Source organism: Sphingopyxis macrogoltabida (assembly GCF_001307295.1).
Taxonomy (GTDB): domain Bacteria; phylum Pseudomonadota; class Alphaproteobacteria; order Sphingomonadales; family Sphingomonadaceae; genus Sphingopyxis; species Sphingopyxis macrogoltabida_B.
The window spans coordinates 526,475-551,055 of sequence record NZ_CP012700.1 but is presented as its reverse complement, the minus strand read 5'-3'; the positions used below and the strand labels follow the sequence as shown (position 1 = coordinate 551,055).

25 protein-coding genes and 1 tRNA gene are annotated in these 24,581 nt (G+C 66.0%); 14 read left to right on the top strand and 12 right to left on the bottom strand.

What is annotated here, in order from left to right; all coding sequences use genetic code 11:
* Window positions 1-94 precede the first annotated feature (94 nt).
* Window positions 95-170 (bottom strand) — tRNA-Val (locus AN936_RS02730).
* A gap of 55 nt (window positions 171-225) precedes the next feature.
* Window positions 226-1,275 carry a MarR family winged helix-turn-helix transcriptional regulator gene (locus AN936_RS02725; protein ID WP_234715719.1) on the bottom strand — a complete coding sequence of 350 codons (1,050 nt, stop codon included), beginning with the start codon at window positions 1,273-1,275 and terminating at the stop codon, window positions 226-228.
* Window positions 1,276-1,647: 372 nt separating this feature from the next.
* Here AN936_RS02725 and AN936_RS02720 point away from each other — a divergent pair, with 372 nt between their 5' ends.
* The 6 genes from AN936_RS02720 (at window position 1,648) to AN936_RS02695 (ending at window position 5,297) form a co-directional block, all read left to right on the top strand.
* Window positions 1,648-2,100 carry a thermonuclease family protein gene (locus AN936_RS02720; RefSeq protein ID WP_054586796.1) on the top strand — a complete coding sequence of 151 codons (453 nt, stop codon included), beginning with the start codon at window positions 1,648-1,650 and terminating at the stop codon, window positions 2,098-2,100.
* Window positions 2,101-2,166: 66 nt separating this feature from the next.
* On the top strand, window positions 2,167-2,547 hold the full coding sequence (gene crcB / locus AN936_RS02715) for a fluoride efflux transporter CrcB (RefSeq protein ID WP_054586795.1): 381 nt from the start codon (window positions 2,167-2,169) through the stop codon (window positions 2,545-2,547).
* On the top strand, window positions 2,544-3,758 hold the full coding sequence (locus AN936_RS02710; RefSeq protein WP_054586794.1) for an RluA family pseudouridine synthase: 1,215 nt from the start codon (window positions 2,544-2,546) through the stop codon (window positions 3,756-3,758). The genes crcB and AN936_RS02710 overlap by 4 nt, the downstream gene beginning before the upstream one ends.
* Window positions 3,758-4,474 (top strand): FMN-binding negative transcriptional regulator, encoded by a 717-nt coding sequence (locus AN936_RS02705; protein WP_084758135.1) that lies wholly within the window; start codon window positions 3,758-3,760, stop codon window positions 4,472-4,474. The genes AN936_RS02710 and AN936_RS02705 overlap by 1 nt, the downstream gene beginning before the upstream one ends.
* A complete protein-coding gene (locus tag AN936_RS02700) occupies window positions 4,438-4,611 on the top strand; it encodes a hypothetical protein (protein ID WP_234715718.1) in 174 nt (57 codons plus the stop codon). Before AN936_RS02705 ends, AN936_RS02700 begins: the two co-directional genes overlap by 37 nt.
* Window positions 4,608-5,297: an ATP12 family chaperone protein gene (locus tag AN936_RS02695; protein WP_054586792.1), complete on the top strand. Its 690-nt coding sequence runs from the start codon at window positions 4,608-4,610 to the stop codon at window positions 5,295-5,297. Before AN936_RS02700 ends, AN936_RS02695 begins: the two co-directional genes overlap by 4 nt.
* Window positions 5,298-5,796: 499 nt before the next feature.
* Here AN936_RS02695 and AN936_RS02690 read toward each other — a convergent pair whose 3' ends face one another.
* The 4 genes from AN936_RS02690 to AN936_RS25360 all read right to left on the bottom strand — a co-directional run bounded on the left by AN936_RS02690 (window position 5,797) and on the right by AN936_RS25360 (window position 9,540).
* Window positions 5,797-6,600, bottom strand: a complete 804-nt coding sequence (locus AN936_RS02690; RefSeq protein ID WP_054586791.1) for a crotonase/enoyl-CoA hydratase family protein — start codon at window positions 6,598-6,600, stop codon at window positions 5,797-5,799.
* A 13-nt stretch (window positions 6,601-6,613) separates the two neighbouring features.
* Window positions 6,614-7,219 carry a 2-hydroxychromene-2-carboxylate isomerase gene (locus AN936_RS02685; protein WP_054586790.1) on the bottom strand — a complete coding sequence of 202 codons (606 nt, stop codon included), beginning with the start codon at window positions 7,217-7,219 and terminating at the stop codon, window positions 6,614-6,616.
* A gap of 6 nt (window positions 7,220-7,225) precedes the next feature.
* The gene (locus tag AN936_RS02680; protein ID WP_054586789.1) at window positions 7,226-8,758 is read right to left on the bottom strand and encodes an acyl-CoA synthetase; all 1,533 of its coding nucleotides are present in this window, start codon (window positions 8,756-8,758) and stop codon (window positions 7,226-7,228) included.
* Window positions 8,759-8,865: 107 nt separating this feature from the next.
* A complete protein-coding gene (locus tag AN936_RS25360) occupies window positions 8,866-9,540 on the bottom strand; it encodes a winged helix-turn-helix transcriptional regulator (RefSeq protein WP_054586788.1) in 675 nt (224 codons plus the stop codon).
* 126 nt (window positions 9,541-9,666) lie between these two features.
* Between AN936_RS25360 and AN936_RS02670 the strand changes: the two genes are divergently transcribed.
* The gene (locus AN936_RS02670) at window positions 9,667-11,211 is read left to right on the top strand and encodes a class I adenylate-forming enzyme family protein (RefSeq protein WP_054586787.1); all 1,545 of its coding nucleotides are present in this window, start codon (window positions 9,667-9,669) and stop codon (window positions 11,209-11,211) included.
* Here AN936_RS02670 and AN936_RS02665 read toward each other — a convergent pair.
* The 6 genes from AN936_RS02665 to crtY all read right to left on the bottom strand — a co-directional run bounded on the left by AN936_RS02665 (window position 11,187) and on the right by crtY (window position 16,530).
* Complete coding sequence (locus AN936_RS02665) at window positions 11,187-11,708, bottom strand: AAA family ATPase (RefSeq protein WP_054590061.1); 522 nt, start codon at window positions 11,706-11,708, stop codon at window positions 11,187-11,189. The genes AN936_RS02670 and AN936_RS02665 overlap by 25 nt on opposite strands.
* Complete coding sequence (gene pnuC, locus AN936_RS02660) at window positions 11,705-12,274, bottom strand: nicotinamide riboside transporter PnuC (RefSeq protein ID WP_054590060.1); 570 nt, start codon at window positions 12,272-12,274, stop codon at window positions 11,705-11,707. Before pnuC ends, AN936_RS02665 begins: the two co-directional genes overlap by 4 nt.
* Window positions 12,271-13,221: a phytoene/squalene synthase family protein gene (locus AN936_RS02655; protein WP_054586786.1), complete on the bottom strand. Its 951-nt coding sequence runs from the start codon at window positions 13,219-13,221 to the stop codon at window positions 12,271-12,273. The genes pnuC and AN936_RS02655 overlap by 4 nt, the downstream gene beginning before the upstream one ends.
* A complete protein-coding gene (locus AN936_RS02650; RefSeq protein WP_054586785.1) occupies window positions 13,221-13,802 on the bottom strand; it encodes a TIGR00730 family Rossman fold protein in 582 nt (193 codons plus the stop codon). Before AN936_RS02650 ends, AN936_RS02655 begins: the two co-directional genes overlap by 1 nt.
* A 98-nt stretch (window positions 13,803-13,900) precedes the next feature.
* A complete protein-coding gene (locus AN936_RS02645; protein WP_054586784.1) occupies window positions 13,901-15,376 on the bottom strand; it encodes a phytoene desaturase in 1,476 nt (491 codons plus the stop codon).
* A complete protein-coding gene (crtY, locus tag AN936_RS02640; RefSeq protein WP_054586783.1) occupies window positions 15,373-16,530 on the bottom strand; it encodes a lycopene beta-cyclase CrtY in 1,158 nt (385 codons plus the stop codon). The genes AN936_RS02645 and crtY overlap by 4 nt, the downstream gene beginning before the upstream one ends.
* A 110-nt stretch (window positions 16,531-16,640) precedes the next feature.
* Between crtY and AN936_RS02635 the strand changes: the two genes are divergently transcribed.
* From AN936_RS02635 to AN936_RS02605, 7 genes are all read left to right on the top strand, one after another.
* Window positions 16,641-17,375: a sterol desaturase family protein gene (locus tag AN936_RS02635; protein ID WP_054590059.1), complete on the top strand. Its 735-nt coding sequence runs from the start codon at window positions 16,641-16,643 to the stop codon at window positions 17,373-17,375.
* A complete protein-coding gene (locus AN936_RS02630; RefSeq protein ID WP_234715717.1) occupies window positions 17,329-17,730 on the top strand; it encodes a DUF2141 domain-containing protein in 402 nt (133 codons plus the stop codon). Before AN936_RS02635 ends, AN936_RS02630 begins: the two co-directional genes overlap by 47 nt.
* Window positions 17,731-18,344: 614 nt before the next feature.
* On the top strand, window positions 18,345-19,928 hold the full coding sequence (lnt, locus tag AN936_RS02625; RefSeq protein WP_234715716.1) for an apolipoprotein N-acyltransferase: 1,584 nt from the start codon (window positions 18,345-18,347) through the stop codon (window positions 19,926-19,928).
* A 49-nt stretch (window positions 19,929-19,977) separates the two neighbouring features.
* The gene (metK, locus tag AN936_RS02620; protein ID WP_054586782.1) at window positions 19,978-21,198 is read left to right on the top strand and encodes a methionine adenosyltransferase; all 1,221 of its coding nucleotides are present in this window, start codon (window positions 19,978-19,980) and stop codon (window positions 21,196-21,198) included.
* Window positions 21,199-21,265: 67 nt separating this feature from the next.
* On the top strand, window positions 21,266-22,243 hold the full coding sequence (locus AN936_RS02615; RefSeq protein WP_149037577.1) for a hypothetical protein: 978 nt from the start codon (window positions 21,266-21,268) through the stop codon (window positions 22,241-22,243).
* A 62-nt stretch (window positions 22,244-22,305) separates the two neighbouring features.
* Window positions 22,306-23,031 carry a tRNA (guanine(46)-N(7))-methyltransferase TrmB gene (trmB, locus tag AN936_RS02610; protein WP_054586780.1) on the top strand — a complete coding sequence of 242 codons (726 nt, stop codon included), beginning with the start codon at window positions 22,306-22,308 and terminating at the stop codon, window positions 23,029-23,031.
* A 45-nt stretch (window positions 23,032-23,076) separates the two neighbouring features.
* The gene (locus AN936_RS02605) at window positions 23,077-24,546 is read left to right on the top strand and encodes a tyrosine-type recombinase/integrase (protein ID WP_234715715.1); all 1,470 of its coding nucleotides are present in this window, start codon (window positions 23,077-23,079) and stop codon (window positions 24,544-24,546) included.
* Window positions 24,547-24,581 lie beyond the last annotated feature (35 nt).

Sequence of the window (24,581 nt, the reverse complement as noted above, 5' to 3'; positions counted from 1 at the left end):
GGATCGTCCGGACTATGATCCGCCCCGCATACGCGCCCGCTCCCACGCAACGCGGGACGGTCGTCGATCATCTTATCGCAGAAGGGGGTGTCCTTGGTGGGCGCTGACGGGCTCGAACCGCCGACCCTCTCGGTGTAAACGAGATGCTCTACCAACTGAGCTAAGCGCCCCCGTTTCGGGAGAGCGCGCCCCTGCCACAGCTTGGGCGCGGAGGCAAGCGCGCCGCTATTCCTCCAGCGCCTCGAAATAGCGCGCGAGCGAATCGAATGCGCCTTCGGCAAGCCCGATGAAGATGCGGCGGCCATCGTGCGGATCGGCCTCGCGCAGAAACAGGCCAGCGTCGGTCATCGTCTTGATCCAGCGCAGCGCCGTCGTCGCGGGCACGGCGGCGGCGATGCACAGGCTCGACACCGACACCGGCTGGCGTTCGAGCCGCGCCGCATAAAGGTCGAGCAGCATGTCCCACGCCGGGTCGGCGAACAGGTCGGCCGGGAAATATTGTTCGCGCATCCGCCGCTGGCGCAGCACTCGCCGCACCGCCTTGGCGCGCTGTCGTTCCAGCGCGCGTTCCTCGGGCACGAAGCTCCGCGGCACCGCCGCAAAGTCGCGCGGCGCCGAGCGGACCTGACCCGGATAGTCGGCAAATTCCTCGGGGCGCGGCGCAAAGCCGCCCGGCGTCCCCGGCAGCCCGCCGCGCTGGCCTGCCAGATCGCCGAGCAGGCGCGAGATGCGCGCAACCTCTTCCTGCAACCGGTCGATCCGCTCCATCGCGGCGTCGCGGGCGACGTCATGGATATTCTGACATCGGGTCCGCCGGGCGGCAGCCAGAGCGACAAGCCGGTCGGTCGCATCGGCATCGACCAGAAACTGGGTCTGAAGCGACGCGGGGACCGCCGCGACTATCCGGTCGAGCGCCGCCAGCGAAGTCTCGCAAACGAGATGGCAGCCCCGCTCGCCCGCCGCCGCGCATATGTCGGCCAGCATCTCGGTTTCGATCGCATCGGCCGCAGCCAGCCAGACGATATCCGGCGCGGCATTTTGCCTGATATGGCCCGCCGCTCGCAACGCCGGCAATGCCGTGGCGAGGCGCACATCGACGAGCGGCAGGGCGTCGGGTGCGAAATCCACCTGACCGACGACCAGCAAGGGCGATTGCGTGCCAAGCGGCATCGAATATCCCGGCATCTCTGGTGGCACCGACTCTTCTCCTGCCCGGAAACCGCCCGGGGGAAAATCCGCCATGTCGAGCCCGCCGCGTGCTTCAAAGTCCATCATGCTGCCTGTCCCCGTTCATTGCTCCACCCCGGCACAACTATGTCGTCATTTCGGCGATATTCACCTTTTGTTCATTCCTGTTTGCCGCCGATACGGACCCAAGCCTGCGTAGCGGATGAGTCGGCGTACAGCAGCCGTGCCGGATTTCATCCATTTTGGACATGTTTTGTTCTCGTCGTCAACTGCTTATTCACACTTGCCATTTGCGGGCGTCATCATCAGGCCGATCGCGCGATGCCGGAAATCATCTCATCCCTCAGCCGCCTCCGCTGGCGCCGCCGCTTGCGCTCGTTCGCCGCGCTGCTCCTGCTCGCCGGGCTGGCGATCGCGGCCTAGACATGGCGCCCCGCTCCCGCGGCTACTGTCCCGCTGGTGCATGTCATCGACGGCGACAGTCTGACCGTTCGCCAGGACGATGCAGTGCTCACGATCCGCCTCACCGGGCTCGATGCCGTCGAATATCGGCAGGATTGTGCGCGTGCCGCTGGCGGCGGCCGCTGGACCTGCGGCCGCGAAGCCCGCACCGCGCTCGAAAGACTTGCCGGGGGCGGGCCGCTGCATTGCGACCTGACCGCAAAGGATGCCTACCACCGCACGCTCGCCACATGCCGCACCCTCCCCTTTCCCGAGGGCATCGACCTGAGCGCTGAAATGGTCCGGCAGGGCTGGGCTGTCGCGACGGACGGCGCCTATCCGGTCGAGGAAGCCGAGGCGCAGGCGAAGCGGCGCGGGATCTGGCAGGGCGATTTCGTCCGGCCCGCCGACTGGCGTGCGACGCACGAACGCCCGGCCACAGCACTCACCGCGCCGCGCCCCGACGAGTGAGGTCGCCACGCCCCGCCGCAAATTGCGGTGCTATGCCTTACTGCATTTTGCGGCTAGGGCGAGCGCATGAACGGCCTGTTTCCAGTCATGATCGGCGGCGCGATCGGCGCCGGCTGCCGCCACCTCGTCGGGCAGGTCATGCTCGCGCGCCTCGGCCCCGGCTTTCCGTGGTGGACGCTCTCGATCAATATCGCCGGCAGCTTGCTGATGGGCCTGCTGATCGGCTGGCTGGCGCGGAGCAGCGACGGCGGCGAGACCGCGCGGCTGTTCGTCGGCGTCGGCATCCTCGGCGGCTTCACCACCTTCTCCTCTTTTAGCCTTGAATTCTGGCTGCTCTTCGAACGCGGTCAGACCGGGCAGGCGGCCGCTTACGTCCTCGCGTCGGTGATCGGCGCGGTCCTCGCCTGCGGCATCGGCCTGTTCATCGTGCGGCAGGTACCGGCATGAGCGAAAGCAAAGCAAAGCTCGACGGGGCGACGATCGCCGAAGAGGATGACGGCATCCGCCTCGACCGCTGGTTCAAACGGCACCGGCCGGGAACGCCGCACGCGCTGCTCGCGCGATGGGCGCGTTCAGGGCAGTTGACGCTCGACGGCAAGAAGGCCGATGTGTCGGACCGCATCGAGACCGGGCAGACGCTCGTCATGCCGGTGCCGCCGGTCGAAACCGAAGCCCGTCCGGCGCGCAAAGGCCGCCCGTTGACCGATGCCGACATCGAGCTGGCGACCGGCATGCTGATTCACCGCGACGCGAGCGCGATCGTGCTCAACAAGCTGCCCGGTCTTGCGACGCAGGGCGGCACCAAGACCGAGCAGCATGTCGACGGGCTACTCGACGCGCTCAAGTTCGATGCGCCGGTGCGGCCCAAGCTCGTCCACCGGCTCGACAAGGATACGTCGGGCGCGCTGCTCGTCGCGCGGACTCCGCGCGCCGCGGCCTATTTCGCCAAGAGTTTTTCCAACCGCAGCGCGAAAAAGACCTATTGGGCGATCATCGTCGGCGTCCCCGACATCGCGCAGGGCGAGATTGATCTGCCGCTCGCCAAGCAGCCCGGATCGGGCGGCGAGAAGATGCATGTGCACGACAGCGGCCTCGCCGCGAAGACACGCTACCGGGTCATCGAGCGCGCAGGCAACAGCGCCGCGTGGGTCGAACTGCAACCGCTCACCGGCCGCACCCATCAGTTGCGCGTCCATATGGCGGCGATCGGCCATCCGATTGTCGGCGACGGCAAATATGGCGGCAAGGGCGCCTTCCTGACCGGCTCGATCAGCCGCAAGATGCACCTGCACAGCCGCCGCCTGCGCATCGATCACCCCGACGGCGGCGCAATCGATATCAGCGCCGAGGTACCCGAGCATTTCGCCGCGAGCCTCGACGCACTCGGCTTCGACCTGCTGCTCGGCGAGGTCGGGATCGACGATATCGTCAAGGGCCCGCCCTCCAAAGCGGCCGAAAAGGCGGCAGCGAAGGCGCACAGCAAGCAGATTCGCAAGGCGCGGCGCGGCGAGCGGCGCGGACGCACCGCGACGAGCAAACCCACCGACCATGTCGGCAAGCCGAAGCCGAAACCGAAGGCTAAAGCGAAACCGGGCAAGCCCGCAGACAAAAAGCCCGGAACGAAGAAGCCGTTGCCGCGCCCGGCACGGCCCCGCTAATGCACCCCAACGGCGCCTTCCGTCCGAAACAGGACGATCTCGCCGAGCTTCTCGTCCGCGAGATCGGTTTCGCCGCAATCTTCGCGGGCACCCCTGACGGCCCGCGCGTCGCTCACACACCGGTGGTGCTGAGCGACGACCGCAAGGCGCTGCAATTCCATCTCGCACGCGGCAATGCGCTGACCCGCCATCTGGAAGGCACGACCGCGCTCGCCGTGGTGCAGGGGCCTGACGCCTATGTCAGCGCAAGCTGGTATGCCGAGGCCGATCAGGTACCGACCTGGAACTATGTCGCGATCGAGATGGAAGGCGCCGTGCGCCGGATCGACGACAGCGCGCTGGTCGCGCTGCTCGACACGCTGTCCGCCGCCCATGAAGCGCGCGCCGGCGCCAATCCGCCGTGGACGCGCGCCAAGATGAACCCGGCGCTGTTCAGCCGGATGACTGGCGCGATCACCGGCTTCGAGATGCGCATCGCCGCATGGCGGCCGACGATCAAGCTGTCGCAGAACAAGCCCGCCGACGAACGCGAAAGGGTTGCCGCGGGCGTCGAAGCGACCGGTCACGGCGCGCTCGCACAGTTGATGCGGCACCTTGGCGGCGATAGGGAGAGCGCATGCCCCCCGCCGACGACGCCCTCGCCAAAAAGCGCTTCTTCGCCATCGCCGCGATGCGCGTCATGGGCGCGCTCTTCGTGCTCGCGGGCTTCGTGCTGATCCGCGGCGGGTTCGAACTGGCGGGACAGCCGACCGATCGCTGGATCGGGGTCGCCGTCGTCCTGCTCGGCGCCTTCGATTTCGCGGTGATGCCGATGCTGCTCGCGCGGCGCTGGCGCTCGCCCAAAGAGCTGTGAAGCGTTTCTGGAAAGAGGCGGCCGCCGTTCGCGAGGACGGCGGCTGGGGCATCGCGCTCGACGGCCGGCCGGTGCGGACGCCGCAGCGCGCGCCGCTGGTTGTCGCGAGCGCCGCGCTTGCCGAAGCGATCGCGGCTGAATGGCAGGCGGTCGGCGAGATGATCGATCCCGCCGCAATGCCGATGACCGGCCTCACCAACGCCTCGATCGACCTTGCATCGCCCGATCCCGCTGCCTTTGCCGAAACTGTTGCCGCCTACGCCGCGACCGACCTTTTCTGCTACCGCGACGACCGCGACGCGGCCTTGCAGGCCGAACAGGCGGCGGCGTGGAACCCGCTGCTCGCCTGGGCCGAGGAACGCTTCGCACTAGAATTCGCGCTGACGCAGGGCATATTGCCGATCGACCAGTCGGCGGAAACCGTCGCCGCGCTGCGCACGGCGGTGTTCGCGCTCGATCCATGGCGGATGACGGCGCTGACCCCCCTGGTGACGATCGGCGGGTCGCTCGTCGCGGCGCTGGCGCTTGCCGAAGCTGCGTTCGATCCCGACCTGCTGTGGCAGGCGGTCAGCCTCGACGAGCTCTATCAGGAACGCCGCTGGGGCGCCGACAGCGAAGCGCAGGCACAGCGCGCGGCGCACAAGCGCGACTGGGACAATGCGGCGCGGTTCTTGACTCTGCTCTGATTCGTCCCCGGATCCGCTTGCATCCGCAGCAGCCGCGATACCCTACGATATCGCGCCAGTGACGACCAATTCAGCGTGTGCCGGAATGGCCGACCTGGGGTGGTGAGCGGACGTCTACGTCCTCTCCTTCGTCATCCCGGACTTGATCCGGGATCCACGACGACGGCGCGGTTATGGATCCCGGATCAAGTCCGGGATGACGACACAGGAAAATCCTCCCTGTCGCGCAGCGATGGGGAGGGGGAGTGCAGGATTGGATTGCCCCCGGCAATCCAAGTCCAGTCCGGGGGACTGGACGACCCAGCACGCCGCCGCAGGCGGTGGTGGAGGGGCAAGGGCGGCAGCGCTATCGCCCCTCCGTCAGCGCTTCGCGCTGCCACCTCCCCATGGCTTCGCCGCAGGGAGGATTTATGTCCGCAACCGGTCGGTAGCTGCCATTCGTGCCGATCTGGATGGAATGACCGGAATCGACCGCCTCCCGACGCTCGCCGTCCCGCCCTCAATCCGCAAACTTCGGCCGCCGCTTTTCCATCCCGGCCATCACCGCTTCCATCTGGTTCGGGGTGCGGATGACCTTCACCTGCTCGTCGCTTTCGGCCTGCAGGATTTCGGCGTCGCTGGCGTCGGCCAGCATGTTGCACAGCCGCTTCGCGCCGCGGATCGCGTGCGGGTTCTTGTCGGCGATCACCGCCGCCAGTTCCATCGCCTTCGCCAGCGGATCGTCCGACACATGCGTCGCAAAGCCCAGCAGCTTCGCCTCCGATCCGTTGAATTCGCGGTTGGTGTAGATCAGCTCGCGCAGCACATCGTCGGCGACCTGCGTCCGCCACAGCGCCATGCCGGCAACGTCGGGGACGAGGCCCCAGCGCATTTCCATGATCGCAATGCGCGTGTCGGGGTGAACGATGCGGATGTCGGCGGCCGCCATGATCTGGCTGCCCGCGCCGAACGCGACGCCGTGCACCGCCGCGATCACCGGCACCGGCAGCTCGCGCCAGCCCCAGGCCGCATATTGCGCATTGTTCGAAATGCCCTTGGTGCGATCGGCCAGCGTGCCGCCGGCGCTGCTTGCTCCCGGGTCGCGCTCGTTGCTGAGGCTCGACAGATCGAGTCCGGCGCAGAAAGCGCGCCCCTCCCCCGACAGCACGACGACGCGCAGCCCCGCCTGGGCTTTCAGCGTGTCGATCGCTTCGACAAGCGCGGCCCACATCGCGGGGTCGAGCGCATTCATCTTGTCGCTGCGGATCAGCCGGACGTCGGCGATGCCGCCATCGAGCATGGTGATCGAAATACGGTCTTTCACGCGGGAGTCCCTTTCAGCGTTTCAACGCGGCTTCGACGAGCGGAAGCTGGTCGTTGCCGAAATACATGTCGGTCCGGTCGACGAAGATCGTTGGCGAGCCATAGCCGCCGCGCGCGACGACCTCTTCGGTGTTGGCGCGCAGCCGCGCCTTGACCGCGTCGTTCACGGCCGCTGCGGCAAGCGCTGCTCCGTCGAGCCCTTCGGCATCGGCGACCGCGGTGAGCACCGCCGGGTCGTCGAGATTTTCCTGCCGGCCGAAATAGCTCGCAAACGCTCCGCGCGCGAAACGGACGAGCGCCGTCTGATCGTCTTCGAGCGCCGCGGCGAAACGCATCGCATGGACGCTCTTCGCCGGATGCCATTGCGACGGAAAGTTCATCGGCACGCTCGCGAGCCGGGCCCAGTCCTGCAGCACCTTCCAGCTATGCTGGAGCCGCCGGTTGTCGGCCTGTTCGCGCGCCGCATAAACGGCGGGGTTCACGGCATTGAACACCCCGCCGACAAGGATCGGCCGATAGATCGCCGCGACCCCCGTCCGCTCGAGCACGCCCGGCAGGTTATGAAAGGCGAGGCAGGTCCACGGGCTCGACAGGTCGAAGAAGAATTCGACGCGCTCCATCACCCGTCAAACCCCCGCCTTGTCCTTCGCCCAATATTGGTCGCGCAGCAGACGCTTGTAGAGCTTGCCCGTATCGTGGCGCGGCAGCGCCGCCATGAAATCGATGCGGCGCGGGATCTTCACGCCCGACAATTTCTCGCGCGCATAGGCACAGAGTTCGTCGCGGAATGCATCGGTCGCATCGGCCATATCGGCGGGCTGAATCACCGCGATCACCTCCTCGCCCATTTCATCGTGCGGTCCGCCGACCACCGCGACGTCGGCCACCTTCGGATGGGTGACGAGGTGATTTTCGATCTCCTGCGGGTAGATATTCACCCCGCCCGAGATGATCATGAAGCTCTTGCGATCGGTGAGATAGAGGAAGCCCTCCTCGTCGAGCTTGCCGACATCGCCCAGCGTCGACCAGCCCTTGCTGTTCCGGCTCGACGCGGTTTTTTCGCTGTCGCCGTGATACTCGAAGACATTGTCGCTTTCGAAAAAGACGCAGCCTTCCTCGCCCGTGCCGAGCTCGGTTTCATTGTCCTCGCCGACGATGTGCACCGCGCCGAGGATCGGCCGCCCGACCGATCCCTTGTGGGTCAGCCAGTCCTGGCTCGAGATGAAGGTCATGCCATTGCCTTCGGACCCGGCATAATATTCGAACAGGACCGGCCCCCACCAGTCGATCATCGCCTGCTTGACCGGCACGGGGCACGGCGCCGCGGCATGGATCGCGACCTTCAGACTGCTGTGGTCGTAACGCGCGCGCACCGCCTCGGGCAGCTTGAGCATGCGGACGAAATGCGTCGGCACCCACTGGCTCGCGTTGACGCGATATGTCTCGATATGCGCGAGCGCCGCCTCCTCGTCGAATTTCTTCATCAGCACGACGGTGCCGCCGAGACGATGGATCGTCATCGACCAGCGCAGCGGCGCGGCATGATACAGCGGCGCTGGCGACAGATAGATGCTGTTTTCGTCGATCTGGAACACCGCGGAGGCGAGCATGACGAGGCTGTTCGTCGCCTCGATCGCCGGATCTTCGGGCAGCGGCACGCGGACGCCCTTCGGCCGGCCGGTGGTTCCCGACGAATAGAGCATATCGACCCCGGCGCGCTCGTCCGCAACCGGCGTGGCGGGCATGGCGGCGACGGCATCTTCCCAGCTTTCATAGCCGGAAATCGCGCCGCCCATGGCAAAGCGCTTGATCCCCGTCGTCAATTGCTGCGCGGCGCCGGCAAGGCTCGCCGATACGACCAGAATCTGCGCCCCGGAATTTTCGAGAATATAATCGGTTTCGTCCTGCGTCAGCCGCGACGAGATGCAGACATAGCGCAGCCCCGAACGCTGCGCGCCCCACGTCAGCCCGTAATAATGCGGCGTGTTGTCGAGCATGAAGGCGACGACATCCTCATGTCCCAGCCCGTGCGCGCGGAACAATTGCGCGGCGCGATTCGATGCGGCGTCGAGCTCGCCATAGCTGATCGCCTCGCCCGTCTCGGCGACGATGATCGCAGGCTTGTCGGGGTTGTTTCGGGCATGGACGAAAGGGTGCATCTGGCCATCATCTCCGGAATCGCTGGTTTCTTTATGTCGGAGATCAGTAGCAACCTGAAACTTTCGGTCAAGCAAGCTGGGAGCGGCGACCGGCCAGTTTCTTTCATCTATTCGGGTCGCGAGCGCAGCGCATAGCCCATGCCCTTCACGGTATGCAGCATCGGCCAGTCGAAGCCTCGATCGACCTTGGCGCGAAGCCGCGACATATGCACCTCGACCCGGTTGGTCCCGGGATCGAAATCGATACGCCAGACCGCGCGCAAAAGCGTATCGCGCGATACCGGGTGGTCGGGCACGCGCGCGAGATTGGTCAGCAGATCATATTCGCGCAGCGGCAGGCGAATGAGCCGCCCCGCGCGCTCGACGCGCCGGTCGATCAGGTCGATACGCAATTCACCCTCACCAAGCTGCCCCGCCGCAATGCGGCTGCGGCGCAGCAGGCCGGCAACCCGCGCCACCACTTCGGGCAGATTGTCGGTCCAGCCGACCGCGTCGGCGGCACCGGCGTCGAGCGCCACCATCCGCTCGTCGAGCGAATCGCGATCCGAGACGACGATCAGCGGCCGCCGCCCGACGATCGACACCGCCAGTCGGACGAAATCGAACGGCTCCTGCCAGTCGAGGAACGGGTTGATCAGCAACAGGTCGAAACAACTGTCAATCCACGGACGGAGGTCGTTCGTATGCGGCGGCAAAAGCTGCGCCGCCATTCCCGCGGCCTCGACCGCATCGCCGAGCAGCGCCGCCCGCTCCGTCTGCGGATGATAGATGGCGACAAGCAACTTTCTGTCGCACCTATCCACAATATCCGATGATGCCATCCGCATCCCCCGTCGTCGACGCAACAATTTGTTGCCCCGCCGCCCCACCGGCATTGCACCGCCTTTCGGCTGTGCTACCCCATAGCCATGACCAGTATCGAAATGCTTGACGGCGACTTCGCCACCCTGCCCGACCTCGTCCGTGCCCATGCCGCGGAACGTCCCGATGCCGTAGCGGCTGCCGACCCGTCGCGGCGGCTGAGCTGGTCCGAACTGGATCAATTGACCGACCGAGTCGCCGCGCGGCTGCAGCAGGACGGCTTTGCGAAGGGCGACCGCACCGCGATCGCCGGGCTCAACAGCGTCGAACAGATGGCGGTGATCCTCGGCACACTCCGCGCCGGCGGGGTCGCGGGGCTCGTCACCAACAGCGCGACGGGCGAGCAGATGGCGGCGATGATCGCCGACACCGGCGCGCGCCACCTGTTCCTCGACAGCGCCGCGGCGGCCAGCCTCGAAGGGCAGGTCGTGACAGCGAGCGACCGCATCGCGATGGACGGCAGCGATGCCGGCCCCCCGCTCGACGCCTGGCTGGCGCTCGCCGGGGCCAAGCCGGTGCATGTCGAAATCCTGCCCGAAGACGGCTTCAACATCATCTATTCGTCGGGCACTACAGGCACCCCCAAAGGCATTGTGCACAGCCACGCGATGCGATGGCAGCATATCGTCCGCGGCGCCCCCGCCTATGGCCCGCACGCAGTGACGATCCTCTCGACCCCGCTCTATTCGAACACGACGATGGCGAGTTTCATGCCGACGGTCGGCTCGGGCGGGCAGGTCGTGCTGATGAAGAAATTCGACGCGCGCGGCTTCCTCGAACTCGCCGAGCGCGAGCGCGCAACCAATACGATGCTGGTGCCGGTGCAGTACCGTCGCATCATGGCGCTCGAAGATTTCGGCCGCTTCGACCTCACCAGCTTCATCATGAAATATTGCACCTCGGCACCGTTTCCGGCGTCGCTCAAAGCCGATGTGCTGAAGCGCTGGCCGGGCGGGCTCGTCGAAATCTACGGCATGACCGAAGGCGGTGCGGCGTTCATCCTCGAGGCGCACCAGTTTCCCGACAAACTCCACACCGTCGGCCGCCCGGCGCCGGGCCATGTCGCGAAGGTGATCGACGAGGAGGGCAACGAACTGCCGCAAGGATCGGTCGGCGAAGTCGTCGGCCGCTCGCCCGCGATGATGACCGGCTATAACAACCGCCCGGATGCGACCAAGGCAATGCACTGGCATGATGCCGACGGCAATCTCTTCTATCGCCACGGCGACATCGGGCGGATCGACGAGGACGGCTTCCTGACCTTGATGGACCGCGCCAAGGACATGATCATCTCCGGCGGTTTCAACATCTTCCCGAGCGACCTCGAAGGCATTTTGCTCGCCGACGACCGCGTCGTCGAAGCGGCGGTGGTCGGGATGCCGAGCGAAGAATGGGGCGAAACGCCGGTCGCCTTCGTTGTGCTCAGGGAAGGCGCCGACGCCGAGGCGGTGCGCGCCGACTGCAACGCGAAGGTCGGCAAGACGCAGCGGCTGAGCGCGATTACCGTGGTCGATGAACTGCCGCGTAGTCCGATCGGCAAGGTCCTGAAGCGCGAACTCCGCGACGCCTATTCGGTCAGCCCGGCCGCCTGAATTGCCGCGAGCGCGCTGTCGAGCCGCGCGTCGCCTTCACCCTCTACCCATGCCCATGCCAGTCGCCGCCGATCGAGCTCGCCGATCGCGACCTCCATGAACTGCCGCCGGGCGAGGTCGCTACCGAACAGGCGCGTGCCGTCCTCTTCCCACGGCAGATCCATTGCCGGTACGAGATAGAGATCCGCTACCGCGCTCCACGCATCGATCCGCGGCAAGCGTTGCCCAAGCAGCATGATCGCCCATGCCTGCGTCATCAGCGGATCGGTGTCCGAGACGAGCCAGGCGGGATCGCTCGCCATCGCCGCCCCCGTCGCCGCGATGTGCCCTTCGAAAATCGCGAGCAGGTCGGCCGCGTCGAAATCGGTGCCATTGGCTTCGCTGTAGGCGCGGCCATATTCGGGAACGACCAAGCCGCCCAGCCGCGCGGCGAGACGCGGCGCAAGCGTCGACTTGCCGGTACTTTCGGCGCCGTGCAGGCAGATATGCCGCGTCATGCCGCTACCCGCCGCGGCCCGGCGGCGCGGCGCCACTGGATCAGCCCGTCGATCGACAGACCCAGCAGCACGACGTAGACCGCGCTCGTCGCATAAAGGCCGCGCGACGCGAAGAGCGGGATCGCGATCAGATCGACAAGAATCCACAGGTACCAGCTTTCGACGCGGCGCCGCGCGAGCAGCCATTGTGCCGTAATGCTGAGCATCGCGACGGCGCCGTCCACCCATGGCGCCGCGGCGTCGGTATGGCGATGCATCATGGCGCTCCAGCCCACCCACGCCGCGATGGTCAGTGCGCCCCAGACGGCGCGCGCCTGCTGCGTCATCCAGCCGACGGGGACGCCGCTTTCGTCGCGCGCGCGCAGCCAAGCCGCCCAGCCGTATAGATTGAGCGCGAAGAAAAAGCCCTGCAGCAGCATGTCGCTGTAAAGCCGCGCTTCATAGAAAACGACGGCATAAAGGCTCACCGCAACCAGCGCGAACGGATAGTTCCAGACGTTGCGCAACGCGACCAGCGCGACGTTGATCAGCACCAGCGCCGCGGCGATCCATTCGAGTTGGCTCATGCCTGCCGCGGCCGCGTCCACAACCCGTCGCGGCTGATCCGGCGCTGCGGGGGACGGCGCAGCACCGACCAGCCAGCGCGCGCGACCCAGCCCAATTTAGCGGCAAGCGAGCTCGCGGCGCGGTGGTCCCACGCATGATCGCCGCGCGCGCGCACCTCGCGGGCGATATCGCCGTAAATGCCCGCGGCGGCGAGCACCGCCCAGCGACTGCGCGGCGGCAGTTTGCGGGCGCCCCAGCGCGCCGATGCCTCATATTCCTCGGCCATTTCGGCGAGCCATTTGGCCATCACCGACAGCCGCGGACGAAAGGCAGGGTGCATATGCTGGCCCGGCGGAATGTCCAGTTCGACCATCCACTCGACGGGCAGGTAGCAGCGGTCGGCTGCGGCATCCTCGGCGACATCGCGGGCGATATTCGCAAGCTGGAACGCGATCCCGAGGTCGGACGCCCGGTCGAGCGTCGTTTCGTCGGCGGGGTCGATGCCCATGACGAGCGCCATCGCGACGCCGACCGCGCCCGCGACATGATAGCTGTAACGGAGCAGGTCGCTCTCGCTGCGCGGCCGCCAGTCCTGCGCATCGAGTTCGAAGCCGGCGATGATATCGTCGATCACCCCGCGCGGGATATCGACTTCGGTCAGCAGCAGGCCGAGCGCATCGAAGGCGGCTTCGCCCGTCGGCTCGCCCGCGAAAACCCGGTCGGTCTGCGCGCGGATATGCGCGACCGCCGCCACCGGATCATGCCCCGGCTTCATCGCGCCGCCATGGTCCTGCCCATCGGTCAGATCGTCGGCGGCACGGCACCAGGCATAGAGCAGCCACACCCGCTCGCGCGTTTCGCGGTCGAAGAGCTGGCTGGCGAGCGCGAAACTTTTCGATCCGCGCGCGATACTGTCGTGCGCGAAACCGTGGAGGGCGTGCGCGTCATAGGCCCCCGCTTCAGCCATTAAAGATCGTCGGCCTTCATCGCAAAAATCGGCGCATGGGGCTCGTACGCCGCCATCTTGGCGAGCAGTTCGTCGAGCCCCGCATCGACGATCATGATCCCGGCATGCGCGGCGCGGACGAAGCCGACATCGATCATCTTGCGGTTGAAGGCGATGAGGTCATTATAGAAACCCGCGGTGTTGAGCAGCCCGACCGGCTTGTTGTGATAGCCAAGCTGCGCCCAGCTGATCGCTTCCCACAATTCGTCCATCGTCCCGACCCCGCCGGGAATGGTCAGGAAGCCGTCCGACAGGTCCGTGAACATGCGCTTGCGTTCGTGCATCCCCGAAACGACATGCAATTCGGTGCAGCCGCGATGCGCAACCTCGGCACCTACGAGCGCGTCGGGGATGATCCCGATCACCTCGCCGCCCGCCTCCAGGGCACTATCGGCGACCGCCCCCATCAGCCCCAACCGGCCGCCGCCATAGACGACGCCGATCCCCCGCGCGGCAAGCGTCCGGCCGACGTGGCGCGCGGTCTCGAGATAAACGGGATCCTCGGGGCTCGCGGATCCGCAATAGACGGCAAGGCGTTTCATAAACTCCCCTTACGCGTTCGTGTCGAGCGAAGTCGAGACACCCATCGTCATGGCGACAAGCCCGATGGGCATCTCGACTTCGCTCGATGCGAGCGGAATTATTGGTCCAACATCAATTGAGCCGTCGCCTTCGCGCTGCCGACGACCCCCGGGATACCCGCGCCCGGATGCGTCCCCGCGCCGACGAAGTAAAGGTTCGAAATATCGTCGTCGCGGTTGTGGGCGCGAAACCAGGCACTCTGCCACAGCAGGGGTTCGAGGCTGAACGCGCTCCCCAGATGCGCCGACAGGTCGCGGCCGAAATCGGCGGGCGTGTAATGGAAGCGGGTGACGAGATTGGCGCGCAGCCCCGGCAGCACGCGCCGCTCGACCTCCGCGAGGATCGCGGCGGCAAAGCGCTCACCGAACGCACCGTCCCAGTCCGCCGCCGCCTTGCCGAGATGCGCGACCGGCGCGAGTGCATAAAAGGTTTCGTGCCCCGGCGGCGCCATGCCGGGATCGGTGATGCTCGGATGATGGAGATAGAGCGAGAAGTCGTCGGGGATAACGCCGCCCCGGTAGATGTCGTCGAGCAGCCCCTTGTAGCGCGGCCCGAACAATATGCTGTGGTGCGCGATATCGGGATATTCGCCCTTCACCCCGAAATGGACGACGAACAGCGACGGCGACCAGCGCTTGCGCGACAGGCCGCGCGCGACCTTGGACCCGCGCGAGTGATCGAGCAGGTCGCGGTAGCTGTGCATCAGGTCGCCGTTGCACGCGATCATATCGGCCTCGCCGTGCCAGCCGCTTTGCGTCGCGACGCCCGTCGCGCGGTCGCTCGCGGTTGCGATCGTCACGACCGGGTCGCCGAGCCGCAACGTCCCACCCAGCCGCTCGAACAGCCGCACCATAGCGCCGACCAGCGCATTGGTGCCGCCGCGCGCGAACCACACGCCGCCCTGCTTCTCGATCGTGTGGATCAGCGCATAGATCGCGCTTGTCGTCATCGGATTGCCGCCGACGAGCAGCGTGTGGAACGACAGCGCCTGCCGCAGCCGCTCGTCCTTCACATAGGAGGACACGACCCCATAGACGCTGCGCCACGCCCGATATTTCATCAGCGCCGGCGCCGCCTTGATCATCGACGCGAAGTCTAGGAAGGCGACCGCGCCGAGCTTTACATAGCCCTGCTCGTAGACGCCGCGCGAATAATCGAGGAAGCGGTCATAGCCCTCGACGTCAGCAGGGCAGAGCTTCGCGATCTCGGCGCGGAGCGCCGCCTCGTCGTTCGAATAATCGAAATTCGTCCCGTCGGGCCAGTTGAGCCGATAGAAGGGCATCACGGGGACAAGCTCGACGTCGGCCGCCATATCCTGCCCGGAGAGCGCCCACAGTTCGCGAAGGCACGGCGGGTCGGTGACCACCGTCGGCCCCGCATCGAAGGTAAAGCCGTCCTTCACCCAGTGATAGGCCCGGCCGCCGGGCTTGTCGCGCGCTTCGACCACCGTGGTCGCGACTCCGGCCGATTGCAGCCGGATCGCGAGCGCGAGGCCGCCGAACCCGGCGCCGATCACGATGGCGCGGCGCGTCATTTCCAGTCGAAACGCCGCAGCGCCGCGAGCGCACGGCCGACCGGCACCGGCGGCTTGCCCGACAGGATGCGCAGCTTGTCGGCCGTCCGCGACTGCCCGGCATAGAAGCGCGCGATCAGGCCCGATGGCAGGCGGTAGAAACGCTGGAAGATGCGATAGCGCTCGTCGGGTTCGGCAGCGCGGAACAGCATCGCGCCGAGCATGCGATAGAAGCGCTGGCGCCGCCACGAGGCCGCGGCGCGGGCGCGGAGCACCGCGACCAGATCGCGGCGGTCGGCGAGTTCGGGCAGCGCCGCCGCGGTCCGTACGGCATCGGGCAGCGAATAGCCGGTCGTCGCATGAAAGCTCCCCGCGCGCGTCCCGATCCGCGCGGTGCGGTCGGATTGGGGCCACAGACGATCGAAATCGCCGCCGATCACCACCGGCAAAACACCCGTTTCCTCACGGGTCACTGCCGTCACCTGCCATTGCCGCGCCGCGGCATAATCCGCGATGCGATCACGAATCGCCGCGACGTCGAGATCGCCGCCATCGCTGTAATAAGTATCCTCGACGAACAAGGTCTCGGCGTCGAAGGGCAGCAGATAAATAAAGCGATAGCCGTCGACCTGCTCGACCCCGGCGTCCATCACCACAGGCCGGTCGACGCCGTGCCCGCCCGCGATGGTCAGCGCCTGTCCGACGAATTTCTGCCAGCCGCAATCGAACGACGGGTTCTTCACCGCGCCGCGCGCATCGAGGACATGGCGCGCCGACAATCGCCCGCCGCGCGCCAGCAACACATGGTCGGGCGCGACATGCTTCGCCTTTTCGGCGATGATATGATCCTCGGGCAGCGCCGCCGCGACCGCCTCGGCCAGCGCCTCGCCGGTGATGCTTTTATATCCCATCCGCAGCGTGCGGCGATGCGCGGGGAAAATGACGCCATATTTGTCCCAATGGTAACGCACCAGCGGCGCGACCAGCCAGCGATGCTTTTTCGCAATGTCGCTGTCGAAGAAGGACCAGACATGGTTGCCGCCGATCGGCCCCGGCTCGACCAGCCGCACGTCGAGGTCGGGGCGCTTCGCAGCGAGCGCCAGCGCCGCGAGCCCGCCGGCGAGCCCGCCGCCGACGATCGCGATGTCGCATTTGCCCAGATCCTTCGCCGCCATGGCACAGCCCTAGCCGTCCGCGCGCGCCGGTGCAAAGCCATTGCAACGCGCCGTGAAGCGGCTAGCCTTCCACCGTGACCGGTTGGCCGATCCTTTATTCCGCCCTGGCGATGACGGCGATCGTCGGCGTCCGCTATCTGATCAGCAGCGGCGGCTTCGCGCTGGCGACGCGGCTGAAGCACCCCGGCCTCTATCGCGGCCTCGAAAAGCAGATGCGGCGCGAGATCGGCTGGAGTCTTGCGAGCGCCGCCATCTACGGCATTCCTGCCGGTATCGTCGCCTGGGGCTGGCAGGCGCATGGCTGGACGCGCATCTACAGCGACTGGAATGCCTTGCCGCTCTGGTACCTGCCCGTCAGCCTCTTCGCCTATCTGCTTATCCACGACACATGGTTCTACTGGACCCACCGCTGGATGCATCGTCCCGCCCTGTTCCGCCTTGCGCACAGCGTCCACCACGACAGCCGCCCGCCGACCGCATGGGCGGCGATGAGCTTTCATCCGCTCGAAGCGGTCACCGGCGCGGTCGTCATCCCGGCGCTCGTCTTCCTGATCCCGATCCATGTCGCCATGCTCGGCCTCGTCCTTGCGATCATGACGCTGATGGGGGTGGGCAATCATATGGGGTGGGAGATGTTCCCGCGCGCGCTTGTCCATGGACCCGCGGGCCGCTGGCTGATAACCGCGACCCACCACGAACGGCATCACGCCGTCTACCGGGGGAATTATGGTCTCTATTTCCGCTTCTGGGACAAGGCGTGCCGCACGGATATCGGGCTGGGCGGCTTCGGGGGCAGCCTTGACGCTGCTCACCGCCGCCGCGAGCGCCCCGCCGCCGACAGTTGAGGTCAGCGTCACCGGCCTGCGCAGCATGAAAGGGCAGCTCCTCGTCTGCCTGACCACCAATCCCAAGGCCTTTCCCGATTGCAGCAAGGACGTGGGCTCGGTGCGCATGGCAGTGAAGGCCGCCGACGCGGGCGACTTCGTCATGCACGCGCCCAAGGCGGGCACCTATGCGATTGCCGTCGTCCATGACGAAAACAGCAACGACAAGATGGACGTCGCGATCTTCCTGCCCAAGGAAGGCTTCGGCTTTTCGCGCAACCCGACGATCACCGTCGGCCCGCCCAGCTTCAAATCGGCGAGCTTCGCCGTGGCGGGCGATATGCGCCAGTCGATCAGGATGAAATATATGCTGTAGGAGCCGCCACCACATCCAAGTCCATTTTGGGGTGGGGAGCGGATGTTCGCCCGTTTTGTGTACCCCGGCGAAGGCCGGGGTCCAGGGCGTCGGAATGCCAAGGTTGCGCTATGGCGCTCTGGGCCCCGGCTTTCGCCGGGGTACACAGCATTGATGACCGCTTCCGGCCGAAAGCGGCCGCAACCCACCAGCCTCATTGCCGGTCAAAACCGCTTTCCTAAAATGCGCCGCCATGCTCCAAGCTGGTCGATGAGCCCACTATTGCACGATCTTGCTCGTCATCGTTACCGATCGCAGCGGCTAAATAGCCGATCGCGTGTGAAGTTGCGCAGTGTTCTGCGGTTTCACGACCTCGCTCCGTCCGCTTCTTTCGTCATCCCGGACTTGATCCGGGATCCATTTGGCGCGGCGCACAGCACTGAACCTCGGATCCGCCGTGCTATGGAGATATGTCAATCGCGCGTGAAGTTGCGCAGTTTTCCGAGGCCTCACGATCTCTGCTTGTCCGCTTCCACTCGAAATCCGCCGTCTGCCGGTCCGCGCCGGGTTGCTGCCGTCGTCCAACCGCGCGAGCGCCATTGTGGGGCCGCAGGCGCGGCGCTAAAGCAGCCGGCGTGACCGCGACCTCCTCCCGCATCGCCGCTTTCGCCGACCGCTGGCCAAAGCTCGTCGCCCTGCTCCTCGGAGCCGTTTCGGCAACGGGATTTGCGCCGCTGAGCTTCTGGCCGCTGACCCTGCTTGCTGTCGCCGGATGGATGGCGCTCGTCGCGCGAGCCCCGCGCGGCCGGCGCGCCTTCGGAACCGGCTGGGCGTTCGGGGTCGGCCATTTCGCGCTCGGCCTCAACTGGATCGCGACCGCTTTCACCTATCAGGCCGCAATGCCCGCCTGGCTCGGCTGGGTCGCAGTCGTCCTGTTGTCGCTGTATCTCGCAGTCTATCCGGCAATCGCGGCGTGGGGCGCATGGATGATTCGACCCAAGGCCGACACGCATTTTGCTGCGCCATCCTATCTCCTTGCCTTTGCGGCGCTGTGGGCGCTGACCGAATGGCTTCGCAGCTGGATTTTCACAGGCTTTGCATGGAATCCGCTGGGAGTGGTCGCCGTTCCGCATGTCGCGGCGCCGGCTCGCTGGATCGGCACCTACGGCATGAGCGCGCTCGTCTGCCTGTTGGCGGCGGTGCTGATTCTGGCATGGTTTCGCCGCAGTGTCGCCGCGGCTGCCTTATTTGGCGGCCTGCTCGCCCTTTGGGGTACGGCCTTCCTGGCTCAGGCGGGCGCCGATGCCGCGGTCCGGTCGAAGGGGGCGAAGCGCACCCCCATCACCGTCGTCCAGCCCAATGTCGGTCAGCAGGACAAATGGGAAGGCAGCAAGGCCGATGCCAATTTCGCCAAGCTCGCCCGGCTGACCGCGCCGAGGGATGAGCGGCCGCGGCTGATCCTGTGGCCCGAGGCAGCGATCCCCGACTATCTCGAAACCGGATACCCCTCCTATTATTACGACCGCGCGCCGGCGGCGGCGCGCGGTCGGCTGACGAACCTGATGAACCCCGGCGATCTGATGCTGCTCGGTGCGCTGAAGCTCGAGTTCAACAAGACGGGGGATGCGGTCGGCGCCCGCAACGCGGTGATGACCGTCCATGCAGACGGCACGCTCGGACCGCGCTACGACAAGGCGCACCTCGTTCCCTATGGCGAATATCTCCCGATGCGCCCGATCCTCTCGGCGATCGGCCTGTCGCGCCTCGCGCCGGGCGATATCGACTTCTGGCCGGGACCGGGGCCGCACACGCTCGACCTCGGCGCCTTCGGTCGCGCGGGCCTGCAAATCTGTTACGAGATCATCTTCTCGGGGCAGGTCGTCGACCGCGCGCACCGTCCCGACTTCCTCTTCAATCCGTCGAACGACGCATGGTTCGGCGCGTGGGGACCGCCGCAGCATCTGGCGCAGGCGCGGCTGCGCGCAATCGAGGAGGGCCTGCCCGTCGTGCGCGCGACGCCGACCGGCATCAGCGCGGTGATCGACGCCGACGGTCATATCCTCGCATCGATTCCGATGCATACCCCGGGGCGGATCGATACCACCCTGCCCCCACCACACGCCCCGACCCTTTTTGCCCGCTTCGGCAACGTCCTGCCGGTCGGCTTCGCGCTGCTGTTGCTCGCCGCCGCCATTGCTTTTCGGCGGCGCGGACGCTAACAGCCCCACACATAAAGCATCCTTTATATTTGCTCCAAAGAAGGCTCTCATGCGCAACAGCTTCCTCTTCACCTCCGAAAGCGTGTCCGAAGGGCATCCCGACAAGGTGGCCGACCAGATCAGCGATTCGATCGTCGACCTGTTCCTGTCGAAGGACCCCGAGGCGCGCGTCGCGTGCGAAACGCTGACGACGACCCAGCTTGTCGTGCTCGCCGGCGAAATCCGCTGCAAGGGCGTGTTCGAGAATGGCGAATGGGCGCCCGGCGCGCTCGAAGAGATCGAGGCCACCGTCCGCCGGACGGTCAAGGAGATCGGTTACGAACAGGACGGCTTCCACTGGCAGACCTTCCGCTTTGAAAACAACCTCCATGCCCAGTCAGCGCATATCGCGCAGGGCGTCGACGAAGCGGCCGACAAGGATGAGGGCGCCGGCGATCAGGGGATCATGTTCGGTTATGCATCGGATGAAACCCCCGACCTGATGCCCGCGACGCTCGATTACAGCCACAAGATCCTCGAACGCATGGCCGCCGACCGCAAGGCGGGCATCGCCCCCTTCCTCGAACCCGACGCAAAGAGCCAGGTCACGCTGCGCTATGCCAACGAACGGCCGGTCGAAGCGACCGCAATCGTCGTGTCGACCCAGCATGCCCCGGGCTATTTCTTCCACAACGGCGAGGGCGACGAAGCGAAATATACCGAGCTGCGCAAATATGTGCTCGGCGTGATCGCGGACGTGCTGCCTGCCGAACTGCTGACCGCGAACACCGTCTATCATATCAACCCGACGGGGCGTTTCGAGATCGGCGGCCCCGACGGCGACGCCGGCCTCACCGGCCGCAAGATCATCGTCGACACCTATGGCGGCGCCAGCCCGCACGGCGGCGGCGCGTTCAGCGGCAAGGACCCGACCAAGGTCGACCGTTCGGCGGCATATATCACCCGTTACCTCGCCAAGAACATCGTTGCCGCGGGTCTCGCGCGTCGCTGCACGATCCAGTTGAGCTACGCGATCGGCGTCGCCGAACCGCTGTCGATCTATGTCGACCTGCACGGCACCGGCACCGTCGAGGAAGGCCGCATCGAGGCGGTGATTCCGGAGCTCGTTCGCCTGACGCCGAAGGGTATCCGCACCCACCTCGGCCTCAACAAGCCGATCTACCGGCAGACCGCGGCCTATGGCCATTTCGGCCGCCAGTCGGACGGCAGCGCCTTTCCGTGGGAACGCACCGACCTCGTCGACAAGCTGAAGGCCGCGCTCGCCAGCTGACGCAGGGCTGCTTGCTATCGCCAACCCGATCTGACAGCTAATGCTTCAGGATCGGGGAGGAATGGCGATGGCAAAAACGAGCCTTATCACGAGCCTGTTCGCCGCCGCGCTGGCCATGGCTTTGCCCGGTGCAGCGTCGGCCCAGCAGCCGCTGCCGGTCAATGCCGGGGCAGCATGGGCGCATGCCCATAGCGGCATCGTCATCCCGGCAACGCTCGGCGGCCTCGCGCGCATGCGCGCGACGAGCTTCGCCGAACCCGAACTCGACATCAGCCAGAATTTCGGGTCCAGCGACGGCAACCAGCAACTGACCGTCTATATTTTCCGCAATACCAACGGCGCCGTACCGATCTGGTTTGCGCAGGCGCAGCGCGCGATCAGTTTGCGCGAGGATCTGAAAAACCCGGCGCTGGCGATCGCGCCGGTCGCCTTCACCCCGCCCGGGCAGGCTGCGGCGAGCGGCCTCAAGGCAGTGTTCGCACCCGCAGGGGTCGAGGGCATTCGCAGCACCGGCGTGGCGCCGTTCGCCGTCGGCGATTGGTATGTAAAGATGCGCGCAACCTCGGCGACGCAATCGCCCGGCGAGCTGTCGGCATCCATGGAGGCTGCCCTCTCGGAAATCCGCTTGCCGCAGACCGGTGCCGCCGTCGCGGCAGAGCCGATCGCCGATTGCGCGACCAAGCTCGCCTTCACCGGGAACGCCGCCGATTCGGCGCTTCCTGCACCAACGCTGACAGCCGGGGTGCAGACGCCAGCCCCGCGCCTGACCGCACCCCGCTGGTGCATCGACAGCGTCGTCGGCGGCAATCGCGCCGTCTATCGCCCCGAGGGGACAGCCGACCGCTATCTGCTGGCAATCGGTGACAACGGCAAGGCGGTCGCGGTCCAGCCGCACGCGGCGGGATATTATTCCGCCAATTTCATCGTCGCGGCGCAGATCGTCGCGCTTGTCGCGCAGGACCGCCTGCCCACGCCGCAGCGCGCACTCGACCTTGTTGAAAAGAAACGCGCCGCCGGAACGACGGCGACATGGCCGCCGCGCTGAGCCCCCCGCATCGAGCCGGGGCGCGTTGACCGGAACGCCACCGCTCGGCTAGGGCGCGCGGCATGACCGCTTACAAATCCGGCGATCCGACGACGATCAACCGCCTCTATGGCCGCGCCAAGGGCAAGCCGCTGCGCGCGGGACAGCAGGACCTTGTCGACAAGCTGCTGCCGCAGATTGCCGTTCCCGCGGAAGGCGAAGTCACCGCGGCGCGGCTGTTCGGCGACGCCGAGGGACAGGGGCGCCCCCTGCACTTCGAGATCGGTTTCGGCGGCGGCGAACATATGGCCGGGCGCGCCGACATGTTGCCCGACCATGGCTTCATCGGCGCCGAGCCCTTCGTCAACGGCGTCGCGCAGGCGCTGGTGCATGTGTCGGGCGACCACGGCGAACGCCTGCCGCTCGCCAACGTCCGCATCCATCACGGCGATGCGCTGGAAGTGCTGCGCCGGATTCCCGACGGCGCGCTGAGCTTCGCCTATCTGCTCCATCCCGACCCCTGGCCGAAAGCGCGCCACGCCAAGCGGCGGATGATGAACGACGGCCCGGTCGACCTGATCGCGGCGAAGCTCAAACCCGGCGGCGAATTCCGCTTCGGCACCGATCACCCCATCTATCTCGCCCACGCGCTGATGATCATGCGCCGCCACCGCCACCAGTTTGAATGGCTGGCACAGGCGTCAGGCGACTTCCTCGTCCGGCCGGGCGGCTGGCCCGAAACCCGCTACGAAGCCAAGGCGCGCACGCAAGGGCACGAAGTCTGGTATATGCGCTGGAGGCGTAGATAAGAGTGCTATAGAGTTGAAAAGGCTAGTTTTTTCTAGGCCTTCCCTATGCTATCTTTTCTCCAATTACGCGGCAATTTCCGTCACGGTGATTGCCCGGTGATTGCTGGAAACGCCGTATTGGGAGACCCATTTATGGCACGCGGAAAGATCACAAAACGCTCTATCGATGTTCTCATCGCAAGTAGCGAAAATGACATCCTCTGGGATGATAGCATAAGAGGCTTCGGCGCCAAGCGAACAAAATCGGGGGCCGTTTCATACGTCCTGCAATTTCGAATGGGCGGACGAGAATCAAAGACCCGCCGATATACGATCGGCAGTCACGGCTCGCCTTGGAGCCCAAGCACGGCGAGAGCCGAAGCGGAACGGCTGTTCATTCTAGTCGCCCAAGGCACGGATCCAGGAGAGGCGGAGCGGCAGCGCCGGCGTGAGGCGGTCGATCTGGCATTCGACAATTATGCCGATCGATTTGTCGACTCTTGCGTTGGCAAAGGTTGGAAGCGGCTCGCGGAGCAAGGCCTGAGACTCCATGTGAAGCCGGTGTTGGGCTCAAAGCCCCTGCCGCGGCTTGTTCGGTCCGATATTATTGCGGTGATGGACCGAATGCCGAGGGAGCAGATCGGCAATATCCGAAACGTCTTTGCAGTGATGCGCCGGCTCTTTCGCTGGGCGGTGGGCCGTGGGGACATCGACCGCAGCCCGATGGAAGGGATGGAGACTCCGCCTGCCGTTACCCCGCGCGACCGCTGGCTGTCGGACCAAGAGCTCGCCCGCGTTTGGCTCGCGGCGCCGCACACGCACCATTGCTTCGGCCCAATCATTCGGCTGCTGATCGTCACTGGACAGCGACGAGAGGAAGTTTCGTCGCTCCGCTGGGAGGAAGTCGACCAAGTCGAACGTATGTGGACCTTGCCAAAGGAACGGGCAAAGAATGGCAAGTCGAACCAGATACCACTGAACGATCTGGCCGTAGCCGTTCTGGATCAGGTGGCTGGCGCAGCAAAATGGCCGCGTGCCGGGAAGCTGTTCGCGACGGCGCGCGGAGGCGCTTTCACGGGCTACAGCAAGGGCAAAGACAAGCTGGTTTTGCTCTTATCGCAGGACGGCGGCGAGCCTGTGCCCGACTGGCGTCTGCATGACCTGAGGCGCACGCTCGCAACAGGGTTTCAGAGGCTCGGGATTCGCTTCGAGGTTACCGAGGCTGTGCTGAACCATGTGGGAGGTTCGCGTGCGGGTGTAGCCGGAATATATCAGCGCCATGATTGGAAGGAAGAAAAGCAGGAAGCGCTAAAACTTTGGAATGATCATGTTTCCTCGGCCATCCAGGCAGCAACGAATGCCTTGCGAGCTTTTCCGCAGCCTGCTCCAGCTTCGGACCCGACGGACCGTCAAGATGCTCGCGCCAACGACGCATCGCGCAATGGCGAAATACAACGCCGAATGGTCTCTAACACCAGGAAGGTTGAAAAAGTGCCCGCCCGACGAGGACGCGGGCGGGCAGGAATGAAGGTCTAGCCCTTGCAAGAAAGGCGAGCTCTTCTGGGTCGCCC